The following is an 18746-nucleotide window of genomic DNA, read 5'->3' on the forward strand; positions in this document are numbered from 1 at the left end:
CGTAGGCGTGAAATTTATTTCGCGCGTTATCTTTTTATATTGCGCGATGTAAAATCACGCCTACAATCTTTGTCTCGAACCTCGAACCTCGAACCTCGAACCTCGAACCTCGAACCTCGAACCTCGAACCTCGAACCTCGAACCTCGAACCTCGCAATCATTTTATCGGCAAATATATATCCGTTTGCAGGTCACATTCATCAACTTCATGGATGAGGTTGAGGTAATGAAAGAAGCAAGGGAAGTCTCGGACTTCTTCGCCGCTTTGCACCAGCCATTCACGGTATAAGTAGTAAACTGTATCGCTAATGGTGTCATGAGAGCCATTATGACGAACTACGGCGCAGCTGTCCTGCTGGAATTTCACCATTTCGCACACCTTGCGGGTTTTCAGTAATCGGTGAGGTGATACTGCCTGCAAAGTCAAAACGAAACGCATGGTCTTCAGTGGTGGCCGGATCGCTATACGGGATCCCATACGTGTTACTGGTTTTAACAGGTGAAAAGCCTGATTCTTTGCGCCACTCAATAAATTGTGCAGCGGTATTCATCAGGGTATTTGCAGCGCCGTGGTGGGTTAATAAAGCTACTGGCTGTGCTTTAAAATCAACAATGTTTACATTCATAGGGCAAACCTTTTTGTCAGGTAATGAAAATTCAAACTGTGAGTGCCAATTAGGCCAGTTTGGTTTGCTTCTGAATTCGCTTGGCGATTGCGTAAAGGTGCGTTTAAAAGCACGGCTAAATGCTTCTGGGCTATCAAATTGCGCTTCTAATGCAACATCAATAATTTTAAGCTGATGCTCAAATGCAAGTCGAAATGAGGCACGCTTTAAACGCGCAAGCTGCGCATATTTGGTAACGCTTAGGCCAACTCCAGCGACAAATAAACGATGAAAATGATATTTCGAACAACATGCCACCTCACTGAGTATCTCCAGTGATAAAGGTTCATCAAGATGCTGGCTAATGTAGTCACAGACCAGCTCAATGCGTTGTTGTTGCTTCGTTTTCATGGTTACTCGTTAATGCTTTTCAGAAGTGGGGCCAGTTTGCCATGGCCCCTAAGTCGTTACCTGATTGAAATTGCGCATTTTGAGTTTAGTTGATAGCAGTCACTTTAAAGGTGTTTTGATAGAGCAATTGTTGGTTTGCGCCCATTACATTTAATGTCCACGTACCTGGCGTCGATGTTTCATCTAAAGTGCGGTAGGTAGACCATTCGGTAATTGGGTCGCCCCACAGAGTCTGATAGTAAACAAAATCAGTGAGCGCTTTATCGTCAGGAGTGAAGTGCCATTTGGTAAACACAACAAGTCGATCTCTACGAGTATCGAGGCCATCACGATTCATGTAAAACTCTATGCCAAAGCGTTGTTCATCATCGAGTTTATAGATGAAATCTAATTGCTTTGATAGCTGTTCTATTTCAGGTTCACCGTTAAACTTATCGGAAAGTACTAGTTTAAATAAGCCTTTGCGTTCTAACTCCAAAATAGCATTCGGGTAATTCAAGCCATAAAGCTTAGCTAAGACACTGTGAAGACCTTTTAGCTCATTCTCGGAGTAGTTTCCTTCTTGCATAATGATTGATATTTGTTCTCGAACATGTTGGCGAGATTCATTATCAACTTTATTTGCATAGCTATTAAGCATAGATAAACACTTATCTACATCTCTGATTTCATTATCAGCGATACAATAGATAGAGGCTAAGTTAAATGCATTATCAATACTATGTTCTTTATCAAAGGCTGTTTGAAAGAACTCTTTTGCTTTATGATAATCCGGTTTAACTAGCTTACTCACAGAGTATATATAGCCTAAACGCTCCAGCGCTTGCTTATAGCCTAATTCTGCCGCTCGAGTGTAATACTCAATAGCTTTTTTAATATCGATTGGTCTATTATCACCACGATGATAATAACTACCGACATTAAACATTGCTCGGTCATGATCTAAGTTGGCAGCTAATTGGTAGTAGTCAAAGCTTTCTTTTTTACGATCAGTTTCTATTGTTTTACTGTCAAAAGTATCTGCTAACAATATGGCATCACGTTGAACCGCTTTCTTTTCTGATTCAGTATAATTAGTCAATGTACTGTTTAGATTAAGTTTTCTTTCAAGAAAGTCGTTAGCTAAAGCTGCTTCTATTTGATCGTAATACCAAATCTGATGGCCATGCCCAGAGCGCTCGAAAAACGCTTTTTCAACATCATGACCTAAACGCTTTAAAACATAGTACAAGCGATTACTTTGCTCAAAGCCCGATATTTCATCTTGTTTACCAGCAATAATAAGAACAGGGGCTTTTAGAGATGTAGCCTGATAGACGGGGGAAATATCTTTTAAATCTTGGCTATATTCACCAACCGTGCGCTCTATAAGCTCTTGATAATCTTTAGTTAAAGCGATATTACTTGCGTTATAAAGTAGAGGTAAGTCATAAATACCAAAACTTGCAATCACGCATTCATAAATATCAGGGTGTTTAATTGCCAGCATCACCGCAGAATAACCACCATAGCTTGCGCCAATAGAGCAGGTATGTTTAAAGCTATATTGTGAACGAATATGAGCCACTGCGGCAGAAATGTCTTGTTCGATAAGGTTACCAAATTGACCAACACCGCTTTCTAAAAATTCTTTACCAAACCCTGCTGAGCCTCTGAAATTAACACGTAAAATAGTAAAGCCTCGAGAGGCAAGGTATTGCACTTCAGGGCTAAACTCATCACTTTCACGAATACCTATTGGGCCACCATGTGGCATCACTAATAATACCTGCTTATCGTTGTTAATAGGTTTGGTTAAGTAACCTTCAAGACTAGTTCCATCGTAGGCTTTAAAGTTAAAAAACGTTGTTTTAGCGTACGTTGCGTCTTTATTTTTGGCGACAGAAAACAGTAACTCTATGTGATTTGTTTCTGATTGGTATAAATAGTATTTGCCAGGCACTGTGGCTGAGTGACTAAATAAAATTTGTGTTTTACCATCGATAGAGCTATCAACCCAAAAAAACTGTTCGTCTCCTAAAGCTTCCGCAACTTTGCTATGCAATTGCTCGTAGGCGTCAATAAAATAATCGGTAGTATATTTACCATGCTTGATATACGAGGCGGCAATAAGATTGCCATTATCATCAAGTTCGGCGGACTGAATGTCATATTTTGGATGTTGATAAAGTGTGTCGGTGATTTCTTGCGTGTTAATATTAAAAAGGCTCACCTGGCTCTTATCGGTATTTTTGTTGGTAATGACGGCAAGGTGATCTTGGTCAGTAAATCCAATTGGAAAAAACTGATAATCTGCGTCAGTGAGAGTAAAAATCGGGATCCACTTATTAGCACCAATAACCTTATAGAAGAACTGTAAACTCTTTTCGTCTTCATCAAATTTCGCAGTAAAAAGCTGTTGTTTGTGCTCGTCAAAGAAGTAGCTAAAGGCACCTTTTAAACCTTTCTCGATGGGAGTATAAGTGCTGTAATCATCACTGTATAAGGCTTTTAAGGGCACTTGATAAAGCAGTGTGTTTTTCTTATCTGGTTTAGCAAATAAGATATGTTCAGGATCACTGAGTAATCTATCTACAATGTAGCCTTTTGCTTTAACTCTATGCTGTTCAATTTTTGGTTTTTTTTCGCCTTCAATAACATTCACGACGACTTCAAAATCGTCACTATCGCGACTTTTTACACTGATAAAAATATCATCATCTGTTAACCATTGATAATTATAAAAATCATTATCCTCGTCGAGTTTGACGATATAGTACATTTTCATCGAATCCATATCGATGATATTGAGAGTTTTGGTTTTATCTTCTTGCGCTTCTAAAAAGCTGATCCAACGGCCACTGGGCGAAACCTTCACTTGGCTTTGATCGGGCGAATACATTAGGTCTTCACTCGATAACATTTCAGCATGCAAGGGAAAAATAAAAAATAATAAGATAAGTAGCTTTTTCATTATTTTGCTTCCTGCTGCGAAAATGTTTGTTCCAAATAATCAAAGAATGAGTCTTCCCCAGGGCCGCCATAATTTAGCGAGCGACCAGACAAAATCGTTGGGAAGTTTTGTTCCATGTATTGCAGTGCTTCAGAACTACGGTTTTCTAAAACAATATGAGAGCGTGTGTTCCAGTAACCTACAGTTGTTATGTCTAAATGGCCAACATAATTAACTTTGTTAGGGGCAAGTGTGAATTGCCAACTTTCTTCATCGTTATCAAATTTGAGAAATGAGTAATGACTTAAGTTCAAGCGTGTGATGGTGTAATCACCCAATGGTAGATTCGCTAAAATATAATTGCTACCACTTCGAATGTCCTTAGCCGTAAGAACAAGCGACTTTGGACCATCAATATAAATGGCTTTTAAACTGCGGTTAGTTTCAATGCCAATCAGTAGGTAGCCTTCATCGGCTTTAGATAGTGTGTCTCGGTCTTCTTTTATGTTGGTAACTTTAGATGCGCATGCACTTAACAAAAGCGCACAGCTAAGCAGCAATAAACGTCTCATTCCCTTGTATCTTATTGTTGTTATTTTATTAATTTTAAAATACTTAAAAATCGGAACTATGTGAAGCACAATTTGTGAATGAGTGTGAAAAGAGCTGAGTTGCTAGGCGTGAAATTTCTACGTGCGAAACCCGATTGCACAAAGAAAAGAAAATGACGAGCCGTCAGCTTTTAGCTGTCAGATTAAAAACCAGAGTATCTAGCTACGAGAGTAAAGTTAGCGAGTCAGATCACGTGTCTGATACAAATGTGAATTGAGGTGTTGTAGGCGTGAAATTTATTTCGCGCGAGGGTGTTTGTTTTGTGGTGGCGTTTGAGACGCGCCAAGCAAGCTTGACGCCTACAACCTTACCGCTGACCGCTAGGTATTTTAATTTTCCTGCTCAGCTTCTTGCTGTGCTAATTTTTCGCGATCTGCCTTTGAGATGTAGGCCGGTTTATTGCTTTTATGCAATTTTGCATTGGCACGCTTATCTTTTTGCTTAAGTTTAGTGAAGATCTTTTTTCTGCGGTTCATGAGTCTAACAAACGAATTAATAGGGTGAGTGGCTATTGTACCTTGTTGGTATTTTTAAGCGATCTATTTTGCTTGAATTAGAGATGTTATGTCGGCGTTATAAGCGTTACAATCAAGGTGACTTTCTAAAAACCTTCTTAAACTCTGGAGCTTATCTTGAAACATTCATTACTTGCTGCATTTTTATTAAGTGCTTTCTCTAGTCAGGCAGCTGTGTCTGAGCAAAGTGAAAAGCTGGCTAACTACGCGGTAGAGCAATATCAACAAGCGCAAATTCATACCTTAGAGAATTTAGTTTCGTATCCAACGGTAAATAAAGAAGGTCTAGCGACTCCTGATAACCCAGATTTCATTGGCTTTAAGTCGTTCTTAAAAATGAAAGCGGCGCAGTTTGGTTTTGATTATCAAGATTTAGGCTACACAGTGTTAATTGGTATGGGTAACCAAGCTGACAAAGTAACCATAGTAACCCATGGTGATGTGCAACCTGCAGATGCCAGTAAATGGCAGCAAAGCCCATTTAAAATGGATAAAACCTCTGAGCCAGGAAAGCTAATTGCACGTGGTACAGAAGATGATAAAGGCGCAATTGCGACTGCACTGCATGCAATGAAGGCGATTAAAGATAACGGTATTACTTTAAATAACCGTATTGAATTAATGGTTTACCTTGCAGAAGAATCTGACTGGGCACCACTCGAAGAGTTCATGAAAACCTATCAGCAACCTAAATATGCTGTCACTATTGATGCTTCATACCCTGTGGTTGTTGCAGAAAAAGGCTGGAGCTTAATTGCGCCGACTTTCTCTGCGACCTCAGCACAAACAGGCTTGTATGTTAGTGACTTAAAAGGCGGCGCCTTTGTTAGCCAAATCCCTGAAGATGCCAGCGTGTTAGTGCATAACGCTGATGCGGCGACAGTGGCTAAATTACACGACAATGTTGCTCAGCTTAAAAACGTCAAAGTGGCGATGACAGAGCAAGACAATGGCTTGTTAGTCCAAGTGAAGGGGATTTCAGCGCATTCATCTGAGCCAGAAGCGGGTGAAAATGCCATTGCGCACCTTGCAGAAATCTTTAAAGATATTGATCTTGAGAACAATAGCGATGGCCAAGCAATTGAGTTTATCAATCAGCTAATCGGCCTTGATTTATACGGCGCGCAATTCGGTGAAATTGGTTACAAGCATGACTTTATGGGCCCGATGACTGTTTCGCCAACCTTATTAAGCCGTGACGGTAACGACATTAAATTGTCGATTAATATGCGTCGTCCGGTAGGCAAACAAGAAGCTGTGCTTAAGCAGCAAATTAATGAAGCGCTTAGCGCTTGGCAAACCACTAATAATGTCACCTTAAAAGACACTAAAGTGGTAATTGGTACGCCAATGCTTTTAGATGGTGCGCCTCATGCAGAAGCATTACTCGATATCTTTAAGCACTTTACTGGCGATAAAGACGCGGGCTTTGTGTCTATTGGTGGTGGCACAAATGCTAAGCTATTTGATAATGCGGTGTCATTCGGTCCATCAATGCCAGGTAAAAAGTACACAGGCCACTCAGAGCATGAGTTTATTACTGAAGAGCAGTTAGCACTGAACTTAAAAATGTACACTGCAATGATGATGAAGCTAGGTAATATGTAATTCTATAAACTGAAAACGCCGCTTTATAGCGGCGTTTTTGTTTAAAACTGGTGACTCATTCCTATTTAGAATTGGGCAACAAACTTAAGGTTATAAAGTTCAGCAGAGCCGCTTTCAGTGTAATTCGCGGTTAAATAATAGCGATCGTTAATAAAGTACTTACCTTGTAAAACGATTTCAGAATCATCCAACCCTGCACCTATGGCATAGTGATCGCCGAAGTAGTAGCTGATCATGGCATTACTTGCTGATTCATAAAGGCTGTCTTGGTGGCCAACATCGACGGTAATGTAATGGCTGCCGCTTAAATGATTAAAGTATCTGGCAGAGACATTCCAAACGTCGAGTTCATCATCTGTTTCTGCGCTAAAACCAAGGTAATCCTTATCGTTGATTTGGAGGTTATACTGCGCTTTCAAGCGGAAATAATCATCACCATATTCACCCACATCCCTATTTACAGAGACTTTTAAGGCATCGGCAAATAAGTAGCCTATTCCTAAGGTATAGTCATCAGTATCATCAACATCGTAAATTTCACCTGTAACAAACCAGTTTTTATAAAATCCTTCACCAAACATACCGAGATAATCAGTGTAATCGCTATTAAAGTAATTCACTCGAATGTTTGAATCTGTATCTAGGTAGCCATAATCATCAAGTACCCCAGAGCTTTGCTGCTCCTCAAAGTAGTAATGGCTCACTAATTGGTAAGCATTAAAACTATATCTGTGATTCTCTATGTGCGTATAGTCGATACTATTGAACCATTGTTTACTCACCTGTTGTTCTGTTGCGATAGAGCAGTTTGAATAAGCAAGTGTTGCCAGAGCAATAGGGGCTAGTTGTTTAAACATACATATCCTTGTTGTATTTGGTTTTGTTTCATAAAGATAATACAACAAGCAGGTACTTACATTGTAATAAAGTGTTGTGGGTCTGTTAGTTTGTGAAAAGGCCAAGCAGTGCTTGGCCCATAAAGCTTAATTAAGCGTTGTGGTAAGTGATATTTCGGCATTCATCAGTTTAGAAATAGGGCAGCCTTGTTTAGTTTGTTCACAAAGTTGCTCAAATTTTTCGCTCGAAATTTCTTTTATCTTTGCACTAACATCAAGTGCAATGTGGCTCACTTCGAAGCCGTCATCAACTTCATCAAGGCTCACTGTTGCTTTGGTCGTTATGTCATCAGCGACAAAGCCAGCTTCTGTTAGTGCCAGCGATAGCGCCATGCTAAAACAGCTACTGTGTGCCGCTGCAACGAGTTCTTCAGGGTTAGTACCTGGCTTATCTTCAAAGCGAGTGTTAAAGCCAAATGGCTGTTTATCAAGCGCGCCACTTTGACTAGAAATGTAGCCTTTGCCAGATTTAATATCACCCGACCAACTCGTATGTGCAGATTTTTTAATCGTCATCGTCATCTCCTTTGTAAATTTTTTCGACGACCGTGAAAGGCTTTCAGGGTTTTGTGCCGAAAACTGTGAGTTAACGATATAAGTGCAACTTAAACGCCAATCTGTATGAAAAAGCTTAATAGTTGCTGAATTTTGTTGTATATATAAATGAAACTTGAATAGGTGAAGTCAATTCAGTGATAATTATTTACCTATTTAAGGGTCTTGATTGGCGCTAAATAATTATAAAAATGGAATGCAGTAATATGGAATTTTTGAACCTCGCTTTTAGTTTTCCTTCGGTTATTTTATCCGCTCTACTTTTTGTTGTAGTTATATTTTGGGCTATCACACTGCTCGGATTCGCAGATATTGATATGTTTGAGTCCGATGTCGATAGTGATGTATCACAAGCAAGCTCAGGAAGCATTTGGCATACATTAGGATTTGGTGATGCACCACTTACTGTATCGGCAAGTGTGTTGGTGATGACCAGCTGGTTAATTACCATTTATGCACACAAGTTTTTTGCAAGTGTACTTGGCAATGGCATTGTTTTTTATGTGCTTGGCGGTTTGTTGTTACTTATTAGCCTTTTGGTCGCTATCCCTACTTCTGCCCTTTTATTACGCCCATTAAGACGCTTTTTTGCGAGTAAAAGTGCATCACAAAGTTCAGATCTACTCGGCTTAGAATGTGTTGTTGCCACAGGTAAAGTGACTGACTCATTTGGTCAAGCGCGCGTTAAGTACCAAGGTACAGAGCAATTGATTGAAGTTCGCGCAGAAAATAATGAGCAATTCTCTTCTGGTGACACTGCCGTGTTGCTTGAGCACATCAAAGATAAACACTGTTACATCATTACCGCAAAGCCTTGGTGATCCTAGGCTTTAAGAAGTAATACAAAATAAAATCGATAATCACGTTAGGACATAACATGGAATATTTAGATAACTTAATACCAATATTGGTTTTTGTGGGGATAGCGATCGTCGTTATTTTCGCAATTCTATTAATCATCGGTAAGTTCTACCGAAAAGTAGAGCAAGGTCAAGCGCTTATTATCAATAAAATGAAGAACGAGCCCGATGTAACTACAACCGGTGGCATCGTTTTTCCAGTCATCCATAAAATGGAAGTAATGGACATTTCGACTAAGCGTATGGTTCTTGAGCGAAAAGATAAAGGCGGCTTAATCTGTAAAGATAATATTCGTGCTGATATCGCGATTACGTTTTATATTCGTGTAAATGAAAACAAAGAAGATATTTTACGTGTAGCTAAGCAAGTGGGGTGTGCAAGGGCATCTGAGCATGAAACATTGCAAGAGTTATTTGAAGCTAAGTTTTCAGAAGCGCTTAAAACAGTGGGCAAACGAATGGATTTCGTTGAGCTTTTCACTCACCGAAATGAGTTTCGCGATAATATCAAAGAAGTCATTGGCCAAGATTTATCAGGGTATACCCTTGAAGATGTGGCTATCGACTACTTAGAACAAACCTCTATTGAAAAGCTTGATCCTCAAAACATTCTCGATGCAGAAGGTATTCGCCGTATCACTGAGATGACTGCAATACAAAATGTTTCGACCAACCAATTGAAATGTGATGAACGTGCAAAAATTGAAGTTCAGAATCAAGAAGCAACTGAAAAATCATTAGAGATTGAACGTCAACGTGAAGATGCCGTTGCTCGTCAAAGACGTGAAATTGAAACCGTTAAAGCTCGTGAAGAGTCAGAAGCTGAAAAAGTTCGTCAAGAAGAACGCTTAAAAGCAGAACAAGCACGTTTACTAACCGATGAAGCAATTGGTATCAGCGAACAAAACAAACAGCGTGAGCTTGATATTGCAGAGCAAAATCGTCTTCGTGTGCTTGCTATTGAAGAAGAAAAAGTTTCACGAGCTCGTGAAATCGAGGTTATTGAGCGCGAACGAGAGACTGAAATCTTACGGATCAACAAAGAAAAAGCACTGGAAGTTGAGCGCAAAGAAATTGCCGATGTTATTCGTGACCGTGTGATTGTTGAAAAGTCAGTTGCTGAAGAAGAAGAGCGTATTAAAGACGTTAAAGTGCTCGCCGATGCGGAACGTTCTAAAGAAGCCATCATAATTCGTGCGAAAGCAGAAGCCGAAGAAGCCTTGGTGAAAGATATTGAAGCAGCAAAAGCGCAGGAGCAAGCGGCTGAGTTTAAAGCAAAAGAGCTAGAAACAATGGCCAATGCAGAGCTTCGTATTGCTAATCAACAAGCCGAGTCGAAGAAAATTCTCGCTCAAGCCCAGCAAGTTGAAGCTGCTGCGAAAGGGCTTGCTGAAGCTGATGTTATAAAAGCAAAAGCTGAAGCGAATGCACTGCAAGGTGAGGCAGACGCTAAAGTTCTTCGTCAAAAACTTGAAGCTGAAGCACAGGGTAACCGTGAAGTTGGCTTAGCACAGGCACAGGTTCAAAGTGCAATGGCTGAGGCTAATGAGAAGCAAGGTGAAGTTGAAGCAATTAACCTTGAACGTAAGATGCAAGCAGAGGCGAAAGGTCTTGAAGAGAAACTACAAGCACTTAACTCGATGAATCAAGATGCACGTGATTATGAGAGCTTTACATTACAGCTAAATCAACAAAAAGAATTAGTATTAGCAAAACTATCAGCAAGCAAAGACATTGCAGAGCACCAAGCTCATGTAATGGCTAAAGCGTTAGGTGATGCTGATATTAATATCATGGGTGGTGATGGTCAGTTCTTTAATCAGTTCATGAGTGCGATAAGTTTAGGTAAATCAATCGATGGTATCGTTGATGAAAGTAAAACGGTACAAACTATCTTTAAAGATCATTTAAATGGTGACCGCAATTTAATTGAGGATTTAAAAGGGGTGTTAGCGGGGGCAAATGGTTCGGCAGAAACACTAAAGAACTACAACATGAGTAAATTGCTTAAACAATTGAGCAATACAACAGCTGCAGAAAAAAGTCAGCTATTAAGCATGTTAGGTAATTTAGGCACCAAAGCAGAACTCGAGTCTAAAGACTAGCCTATTTTAGCCGTAGCATGCATTTGCTGCGGCTAACTTCTTTTAAACATCAGGACTGATTGCATGACGGATCAAACACAACAAGCATTAGAGCAGGGCTCGTACGATTTAATTAAACGCCGTTTAAATAATTTTGGTAGTAGCTTAAAAACACAAGTCGATAACGTTAATAAACAACGAGTTGTGGAGTTTGGTAGCACCGAGTTACAAGTTAAAGGGCGGGTAAGAGTTCGCACCGAACAAAACTGTACACCACGCGATATTGCGATTGTTGGCGATAAAGTTATTTTTGCTTACAACGTTTCACTTGGTCTGAAAAAAGAAACGTCTATCAGTGATGTTTTCAGTGTCCATAAGTTAATTGAGCAGGATGAACATTATGAAGTTGAACCTTATCCTGAGCACACTCGCTTTTTAACGGATAAGCGATTTATTCGCGATTTTGAGGAACTCTATACTTATTACAAGCAAACAAGTCTTCAGCACCTTTACCAGCAAAATGGTAAGTTGTTTGCACTATTCCAAATTGGTGACAAGTTAACGGATGTAAGGGTATTTCGCTGGGAAATTCACCCAGATAACACAATTAATTACATCGATAACCGCGGCGAACGAGATATTCAAAATGCCCATGACTACGATTTTGAATGGTTAAAAACAGACCGAAGTCATCACGTTGAAGGACGACACGCCCACGTTAATATCAATGATCAAGTATTTGTAGAAACGTTAGGTGGCACATTAACCATCAAAGTTGAAAACAGTACGGATACGGGAGAAGGTATCTACTTTGAGCCCGTTGATGATAAGAACCAGTCACTTGCTGATAGTGATATTGAATACGCGCAAGTTGGTGAGCTAATTTTATTAAAGATACTTCCGTATCGTGAAAAACAATGGCGATACTTTATTTTTAACACGCGCACTCAGCAAGTGATAAGACAAGATGCAATTGGTAGTGCCTGCGTTAGTTTACCTGAGGATCATGGCATTATCTTTCCTGGCGGTTATTACTTACAGTCAGGCCAAGCTCGTTCATTTGAAGAGCAAATTAAGGACTTAGATTTTCATCGTCAAGTTAAAGCGCCCAATGGTGAAGACGTTTTATATGTGTTTTATGAACCAAGCGAAGGGCGCTATGCGCTATTTGCCTATAACATTATTGAGAAAAACCTACAAAATCCAATCTACTGTCACGGCTATGGTATCTATGGTAACGGTTTAACACTGACTTTTAAGGCTGATAAAGACGAAGCCGAACGTGTTCATCCAATTCAAATTTGGCAAAGTCCTTTTGTTTCATCGGAATTTGCAGCAAATGCACCGCCTGCAACTAGCTTATTCGGCAAAATAGGTAACCCAGAATTAGTTCGAGGTATTTCTGATTTATACAGTGTCTGTAAGTCTATAAACGAGCAGAATCCTAATGTTTATCATTATGAGGATCTGATTGCATTAAGCCGCAATATCTTCGACCGCTACCATTGGTTGAATGAAACTGATTTTGCAGACATTGCTACTTCTTTACATTCAATTTTTGAAACGGCTGAACAAGTTTTAGACGAATTTGAAAAGGTGACTGAAATTCAAAATAAGGCCAAGCAAGCCTTAGTTGAAATTAATTCGCAATTTACAGAAGTAAGCCGTGAAATTAGGCCAGATAGTTTCAAATTAGCACCTGAATTTGTCCAAGGTATTGATGCGCTGAAGGTTCTAAAGGGACAAATAATCAGCCTTGAAGATGTTAAATACATTGATGTTGAGGCGTTGTCTCAGCTACAACAGCAAACGGATGAAAAGCTAGAACAGCTAAGCCAAGCAACTGCTGAATTTTTACAAAAAGATACCGCCCTTGAACCTTACCATAAAACACTGGCTGAACTTGAAGCGTTAAGTAATAAAAGTGAGAGTGTTACAGAATTAAAATCGTATGTTGAGCAATTAGATACTCAAAGTAGCGAACTTGATTTACTTAACCACACCATGCTTGATCTTGATATCGCTGATAGTCGCGTGCGTACACAAATACTTGAAGATATCAGTGCGGTATATGCGCTAGTTAACCGTGCAAAAGCAAGTATTGAAATTCGCCAGAAGAGTTTGGGCAGTGTGGAAGCTAAAGCTGAGTTTGCGGCTCGATTTAAATTGTTCTCACAAAGCATAACGAATGCCCTAAACAATGCGAAAACACCAGATGCGTGTGATGAGCAGCTTTCTCGTTTGCTTATCCAGCTTGAAGAATTGGAATCACAATTTAGTGACTTTGATGAGTACCTTGCGGAAATTATTGCTAAGCGAGACGATGTCTACGAAAGCTTCGAGGCACACAAGCAAAGCCTTATTGATGCAAGACAGCGACGCGCACTAAATTTAGCCAATGCGGCTGAGCGGATTTTACAAGGTGTGAATCGCCGTGCGCTGAGCTTTTCTGAGTTAGATAAACTGAATACTTATTTTGCATCAGATCCTATGATCAGCAAACTAAGAGCGTTGTGTAATGAGCTTAAAGACATTGGTGATGAAGTTCGTGCTGATGATATTCAAGCAAAACTTAAAGCCAGTAAAGATCAAGGGATACGTGCACTGCGCGATAAACAAGATATTTACAGTGACGGTGGTAGCACAGTAAGTATTGGTAAGCATGCATTTAGTGTTAATAAACAACAGTTAGATTTAACCTTGTTGCCCCGTGATGAGCAGCTGATGTTGCACTTAACTGGGACTGACTATTTTGAACCAATTAGTGATGAGCAATCACTTAACGTTTTAGCTAAAACACAGCACCTGTGGCAGCAAACGCTCGTATCTGAAAGTGATCTTGTCTATCGAGCTGAATACCTTGCTGCGCAAATGATTCTAGCCTGTGAAAACGCTGAACATCCATTGAGTTTTGATGAGCTTCAACAAGCTGAACAAAATGGCTCTTTACTTAAACTGATACAAAAGTTTGCTGAGCCTCGTTATCAAGAAGGTTATGAAAAAGGTATCCATGACCACGACGCGCATGCAATTATTAAATCACTTTTGCAGCAAAAAACATCCCTCGATTTACTTATCTATCCGGCTAGCTGTCGGGTGATGGCGCAACTATTTTGTGCGCAGTTATCAACACAGGATGTAAATACTTTTTACCATCAAGCAAGTAATGCAATGCTGATGGAGAAGCACTTTAATGCGGGACATTTTGCTGAAACCTTGATGATGAAAATAAGCAAACTTATCGATGCATTTAGTCAACAAATGTTAGGCTTTTGCCAACAATTAACGGATTTCTCATGTGAACTAAGTGCTGAGTATTTAGTTAAGCAATTAGGGCAACAACAAAGCGCAGAACAGCTTCAATTTGTACTAACGCAGCAAGCTTTAAACTTAGCTAAACAGTTTGCAAGTGATGCAAAAGCGAAGGGGTACTTTGCTGATTTAAATCAAGCATCTGAGAATGTAAGTAATCTAAATGACCGTGCGCAGTTATTTTTAAGCTGGATAAGTGCTTACTGCCAACATCAACCGAGTATGCCATTGGCTGTGCAGTTAGAAGCCGCTAACTATTTACACTTAAGTGATAATACGCCAATCAAGCACAGGGTTTTGGATATTCAGGTTAATACAGCTGTTACGGATTTAATGGGACAACATAAGCGCGTTGTTGAGCAAGCAATGGACGTTAATTATGCGGAGTTTTATGCACGAACTCGCCACTATATAACCAGCCAAGTTCCAGCATTTGAACAGTATCACCAGTTGAGAAATACTATTTTAAATCAGCAAAAAGAGCGTCTTCAGCTAGACGAGTTTAAAGCTCGTCCATTAAGCTCATTTGTTCGAAATCAACTGATCAATAAAGTGTACTTTCCAATTATTGGCGATAATTTAGCGAAGCAAATTGGCTCTGCAGGTAAAGATAAGCGCAGTGATTTAATGGGGATGCTATTACTCATTTCGCCGCCAGGATATGGTAAAACAACCCTGATTGAATATGTTGCGAACCGTCTTGGCTTGACGTTTGTAAAAGTGAATTGCCCATCAATTGGACACGATCAAGTATCGCTCGATCCTGCCCAAGCTATAAATGCAACCGCTGAAAAAGAAATAGCAAAAATCAATCAAAGCTTTGAAATGGGTAATAACGTCATGCTTTATCTTGATGATATTCAGCATACAAACCCTGAGTTTTTACAAAAGTTTATTTCGTTATGTGATGGTTCACGCCGAATTGATGGTGTTTGGAATGGAAAAAGTAAAACCTATGATTTAAGAGGTAAGAAGTTTGCTGTTGTGATGGCAGGTAACCCATATACAGAATCAGGTGAAAGCTTCAAAATTCCAGATATGTTAGCTAACCGTGCTGATATTTATAACTTAGGCGACACGCTAGCAGGTTGCGAGCAAGAGTTTGCCATGAGTTTTATTGAGAATGCGTTAACATCTAATGCCGTTCTTGCTCCGTTAGCAAATCGTAATATGGAAGATTTGTATAAGTTGGTTCGTATCTGCCAAGGTGAAGATATAGCTTTAAATGAACTTGAGTACGGCTATTCACAAGCTGAAGCGAATGAAATAAAGGCCGTATTAACTCGCTTGATGACCGTTCGCGACACCGTATTGAAAGTGAATGCTCAGTACATCGCTTCTGCTGCACAAGACAATAACTACCGAACAGAACCGTCATTTAAACTACAGGGTAGTTATCGGAACATGAATAAAATGGCTGAAAAAGTCGTTGCAGCCATGAATGAAGAAGAGCTTGAGAATCTGATCCGAGATCATTACCGTGGTGAAGCTCAGACCTTAAGTAAGGGCTCTGAGGAGAACCTGCTTAAATTAGGAGAATTACGAGGTACATTAACTGAGCAGGAGCAGACTCGTTTTACTCAAATCAAAACTGATTTTTGTCGTCTGAATAAGTTAGATGGGGCTGGTAGTCCGGCCATGATGGCTGTCGAGCAAATGGGATTTTTAAACGAGTCTTTAGAGACCATTGCGAGCAAGTTAAGTAAGACTAATTTGAGCCATGATTATAGTGAATTACTAAGTAGCCTAGGTATCAATTTAAAAGAATTAGATACCAAACCAGCTCTACATTCATTGCAAAGTACGATTCAACAGGGCTTTGTGCAAGCGCCATATCAAGATAGTTTTGAGCAGTTAAACCAGCTGTTAGCAACAAGCAATACGACTGAACAGTTTGATGAATTAATTGCGATATTAAAAAACCACAATTATCAACAGCCTTTAGCTGTTTTGGCAGAACAATTCGGGCAGCTTGATAACCGTAAAGAACTACAAGAGCTAATTGAAACGCTGAAGCAAACCCAGTGTCAATCACAGCTAGGAGAGTTAACGTCAGCAGTCAAAGACACCGATAATCGGGCTGTATTAAATGCAATTTTACAGCAGCTAGCCAAGCTTGATAGCCGCAATGAGTTAACGGAGTTAACCGAGGTGGTAAAACAATCAAACCCGCAGAGTCAGCTTGCTGATTTGGCTGAGCAGCTTACTAAAGCTATTAATGGAAATAACACTAAGCAAAGTTTTGCTGGGTTACAAGATGCCTTGAATTTGCATACTCAACAAGTAAGCCATCAAGACCAGTTAGCTCATATCGCGCAACTTTTAGAAGTTCATTCACCTAAAGTCGCGATTGAGGAGTTAAAAATGAGTCTATTGGCAGCGTCACAGCAACAACTTCAGCATTTCACAGCGCAATTGGAAAAGCTCATTACTGATAATCAGCAAGATGATTCGCTGCATGCAATTTTAGCTGCACTCAAAGCGTCTGCAGATAACAGCTCACAATCGGAGTTATTAGGGCAGTTGTCTGAACAATTAGCCGCATCAAATAATCGCGATTTACTTTCGTTAATAGTCGAACAAAATAAAGTGCAGGCTGAATTTAATTCAGACTATGCTGAACGTCTTGAGGCTTTGTTGAATGAACTTAAAAATCAACCAGCCCGCGTTATTGAAAAAGAAACGGTTACAAGCTCATTGCCTAGACAAACTTTGTTGTAATAACTTCGCTTCACGCTTGCAACGCTCTGAGCAGTATTTAACATGCTGCCAGTCGCGTTGCCACTTCTTACGCCACATAAATGGCTTGTCGCAAACGGGGCAGGTTTTACTAGGTAGATTAAGCTTTTTATGAGCCATGTCGTTGCTTTTTAAGGCTTGTAACATGCTGGTGCAGCACGACCTTGGCACCTTGCTTTACATCATCACGTTCTCGAAATGACCATAATCGCTCACGTGCTTGCTTGGCAGCCTGTTCTATATCGACCATGGGCTCTGGGTAGTCTTCACCGAGTTTAAAATTATTAAATAAGGCTTCCATTGGCGGCTGTTGCCATGGCTGGTGGAGATCTTCTATAGGTAAATTTTTAAGTTCAGGGCACCATGTTTTAATAAACATGCCATCTGCGTCTTTGTCTTCAGATTGCTTGATTGGGTTGTATAATCGAATCGTGTTGGTTCCTGTGACCGATGCTTGCATTTGAATTTGTGGGTAATGAATTCCCGGTTCAAAATCTAAAAAATAACGCGATAAAATAAAGCTGACTGATTGCCAATGAATGTTCATATGATGAGTCATAAAGCTGACTAACATAGCGCGCATTCGAAAATTAATGTAACCCGTTGCTGCGAGGCAGCGCATGCACGCATCAATAATGGGAATGCCTGTTTGACCTTGTTCAAAGCGTTTTAAGTGCTCTGCAACGAGTTCATCATCGCGATAAGGGTAGTGTAGGTAGCCAGCATTTTGCGGTGCAAACTCCATGCTGCATTGAGTTTCGAACTTTTGCATAAAATGACAATGCCAGTGAAGCCTAGATTCAAAAGCATGTAATGAACGACGCCAGCTTAAAGGCTGCTTTGCTAAATAGTATTTTAGAGTTTGATAAACTTGTCTGAGGCTCAGGTTACCAAAGGCTAAGTAAGGCGAAAGCCTAGAGCATGAATCTCTACTTTTTGATGGGCTTGAAATGCCACTTTGGTAGCTTTTCGCTCGTTTTTCTACAAAGCTCTGTAGGCAAGCTCTGGCTACATGAGGGCCACCATATTGAAACTGCGGGTCGTGCTCTAGAAAATCATCAACACAGGTCGCTGCTTGGTAATTATTAGGCAGAACTGCATTAAAAGCGTGCCAATTTGGCGTTACAAGTGGCTGGTTCATCACGCCATGCCAATAAGTTTGCCAGTCAAAGTGTTTTGGTCGCGCGCGTTTAACGCCCCCAAGTGGCGTTTCGTGCCATGGAATCGCTTTGTTGTTTAGCCAACTCTTCACCAACCAGTCTCGCTCAAAGGTATTGTATAGACCTATTTCTTGATGACTATAAACCCCTGCAATATCAAAATCTTCACTAAGGGTTTCTAACAAGGTAATCATTTCTTGATTATAAATGGCAATTTCAGCGTTGTATTTTTCAAGTTGTTGGTTGATGTCTTTGAGTGACTGAGCAACAAAACGCCAGTGCCTTAAGCTGTAATGGGGATCTTCGAGTAATAGGGGCTCAAAGTTATAAATCAGTATGCAAGGCAGGTCTGATGCAATCGCACTGGCAAGTGGTTGATGATCAGATAGTCTTAGGTCACGTTTAAACCAAACAAGATTCACTTTTTGCTTTTTTGAGCCTGCCATAATCGTTGTGT

The 18746-nt window shown here is 40.1% G+C and carries 13 protein-coding genes; 4 read left to right on the top strand and 9 right to left on the bottom strand.

Annotated features, from left to right (window positions below; all coding sequences use genetic code 11):
* Positions 1–157 precede the first annotated feature (157 nt).
* The 5 genes from P4S60_RS04435 to P4S60_RS04455 all read right to left on the bottom strand — a co-directional run bounded on the left by P4S60_RS04435 (position 158) and on the right by P4S60_RS04455 (position 5036).
* Complete coding sequence (locus tag P4S60_RS04435) at positions 158–439, bottom strand: AraC family transcriptional regulator (RefSeq protein WP_337115148.1); 282 nt, start codon at positions 437–439, stop codon at positions 158–160.
* Entirely contained in the window at positions 327–1016 is a 690-nt protein-coding gene (locus P4S60_RS04440) for an AraC family transcriptional regulator (protein WP_337115149.1), read from the bottom strand. The genes P4S60_RS04435 and P4S60_RS04440 overlap by 113 nt, the downstream gene beginning before the upstream one ends.
* Positions 1017–1101: 85 nt before the next feature.
* Entirely contained in the window at positions 1102–3969 is a 2868-nt protein-coding gene (locus P4S60_RS04445) for a prolyl oligopeptidase family serine peptidase (protein WP_337115150.1), read from the bottom strand.
* Positions 3969–4520 carry a hypothetical protein gene (locus tag P4S60_RS04450; protein WP_105181132.1) on the bottom strand — a complete coding sequence of 184 codons (552 nt, stop codon included), beginning with the start codon at positions 4518–4520 and terminating at the stop codon, positions 3969–3971. The genes P4S60_RS04445 and P4S60_RS04450 overlap by 1 nt, the downstream gene beginning before the upstream one ends.
* Before the next feature lie 369 nt (positions 4521–4889).
* The gene (locus P4S60_RS04455) at positions 4890–5036 is read right to left on the bottom strand and encodes a DUF2986 domain-containing protein (RefSeq protein WP_138558837.1); all 147 of its coding nucleotides are present in this window, start codon (positions 5034–5036) and stop codon (positions 4890–4892) included.
* A gap of 156 nt (positions 5037–5192) precedes the next feature.
* On the opposite strand from P4S60_RS04455, the gene P4S60_RS04460 reads away from it, so the two are divergent.
* Positions 5193–6683 carry a dipeptidase gene (locus P4S60_RS04460; protein ID WP_337115151.1) on the top strand — a complete coding sequence of 497 codons (1491 nt, stop codon included), beginning with the start codon at positions 5193–5195 and terminating at the stop codon, positions 6681–6683.
* A 65-nt stretch (positions 6684–6748) separates the two neighbouring features.
* On the opposite strand, the gene P4S60_RS04465 is transcribed toward P4S60_RS04460, so the two are convergent.
* Together P4S60_RS04465 and P4S60_RS04470 are read right to left on the bottom strand one after the other, a co-directional pair.
* The gene (locus P4S60_RS04465) at positions 6749–7540 is read right to left on the bottom strand and encodes a putative porin (protein WP_337115152.1); all 792 of its coding nucleotides are present in this window, start codon (positions 7538–7540) and stop codon (positions 6749–6751) included.
* 126 nt (positions 7541–7666) lie between these two features.
* On the bottom strand, positions 7667–8095 hold the full coding sequence (locus P4S60_RS04470; protein ID WP_337115153.1) for an OsmC family protein: 429 nt from the start codon (positions 8093–8095) through the stop codon (positions 7667–7669).
* A 245-nt stretch (positions 8096–8340) separates the two neighbouring features.
* Here P4S60_RS04470 and P4S60_RS04475 point away from each other — a divergent pair, with 245 nt between their 5' ends.
* The 3 genes from P4S60_RS04475 (at position 8341) to P4S60_RS04485 (ending at position 17111) form a co-directional block, all read left to right on the top strand.
* The gene (locus P4S60_RS04475) at positions 8341–8955 is read left to right on the top strand and encodes a DUF1449 domain-containing protein (protein WP_337115154.1); all 615 of its coding nucleotides are present in this window, start codon (positions 8341–8343) and stop codon (positions 8953–8955) included.
* A gap of 56 nt (positions 8956–9011) precedes the next feature.
* Positions 9012–11099, top strand: coding sequence for an SPFH domain-containing protein (locus tag P4S60_RS04480; protein ID WP_063700320.1), 2088 nt, complete (start codon positions 9012–9014; stop codon positions 11097–11099).
* A 63-nt stretch (positions 11100–11162) separates the two neighbouring features.
* The gene (locus P4S60_RS04485; RefSeq protein WP_337115155.1) at positions 11163–17111 is read left to right on the top strand and encodes a DNA repair ATPase; all 5949 of its coding nucleotides are present in this window, start codon (positions 11163–11165) and stop codon (positions 17109–17111) included.
* Here P4S60_RS04485 and P4S60_RS04490 read toward each other — a convergent pair.
* Entirely contained in the window at positions 17085–17249 is a 165-nt protein-coding gene (locus P4S60_RS04490) for a DUF2256 domain-containing protein (RefSeq protein ID WP_337115156.1), read from the bottom strand. The two genes, P4S60_RS04485 and P4S60_RS04490, sit on opposite strands and share 27 nt — an antisense overlap.
* Positions 17239–18735 (bottom strand): cryptochrome/deoxyribodipyrimidine photo-lyase family protein, encoded by a 1497-nt coding sequence (locus P4S60_RS04495; protein ID WP_337115157.1) that lies wholly within the window; start codon positions 18733–18735, stop codon positions 17239–17241. Before P4S60_RS04495 ends, P4S60_RS04490 begins: the two co-directional genes overlap by 11 nt.
* Between the last annotated feature and the right edge of the window lie 11 nt (positions 18736–18746).

The sequence above is a fragment of the Pseudoalteromonas sp. Hal040 genome (assembly GCF_037162425.1).
Taxonomy (GTDB): domain Bacteria; phylum Pseudomonadota; class Gammaproteobacteria; order Enterobacterales; family Alteromonadaceae; genus Pseudoalteromonas; species Pseudoalteromonas gelatinilytica.

Bases quoted from the DNA above. Each gene is read 5' to 3' on its own strand.
- P4S60_RS04435 (WP_337115148.1), bottom strand. From the start codon at position 439: ATGCGTTTCGTTTTGACTTTGCAGGCAGTATCACCTCACCGATTACTG.
- P4S60_RS04440 (WP_337115149.1), bottom strand. From the start codon at position 1,016: ATGAAAACGAAGCAACAACAACGCATTGAGCTGGTCTGTGACTACATT.
- P4S60_RS04445 (WP_337115150.1), bottom strand. From the start codon at position 3,969: ATGAAAAAGCTACTTATCTTATTATTTTTTATTTTTCCCTTGCATGCT.
- P4S60_RS04450 (WP_105181132.1), bottom strand. From the start codon at position 4,520: ATGAGACGTTTATTGCTGCTTAGCTGTGCGCTTTTGTTAAGTGCATGC.
- P4S60_RS04455 (WP_138558837.1), bottom strand. From the start codon at position 5,036: ATGAACCGCAGAAAAAAGATCTTCACTAAACTTAAGCAAAAAGATAAG.
- P4S60_RS04465 (WP_337115152.1), bottom strand. From the start codon at position 7,540: ATGTTTAAACAACTAGCCCCTATTGCTCTGGCAACACTTGCTTATTCA.
- P4S60_RS04470 (WP_337115153.1), bottom strand. From the start codon at position 8,095: ATGACGATTAAAAAATCTGCACATACGAGTTGGTCGGGTGATATTAAA.
- P4S60_RS04475 (WP_337115154.1), top strand. From the start codon at position 8,341: ATGGAATTTTTGAACCTCGCTTTTAGTTTTCCTTCGGTTATTTTATCC.
- P4S60_RS04480 (WP_063700320.1), top strand. From the start codon at position 9,012: ATGGAATATTTAGATAACTTAATACCAATATTGGTTTTTGTGGGGATA.
- P4S60_RS04485 (WP_337115155.1), top strand. From the start codon at position 11,163: ATGACGGATCAAACACAACAAGCATTAGAGCAGGGCTCGTACGATTTA.
- P4S60_RS04490 (WP_337115156.1), bottom strand. From the start codon at position 17,249: ATGGCTCATAAAAAGCTTAATCTACCTAGTAAAACCTGCCCCGTTTGC.
- P4S60_RS04495 (WP_337115157.1), bottom strand. From the start codon at position 18,735: ATGGCAGGCTCAAAAAAGCAAAAAGTGAATCTTGTTTGGTTTAAACGT.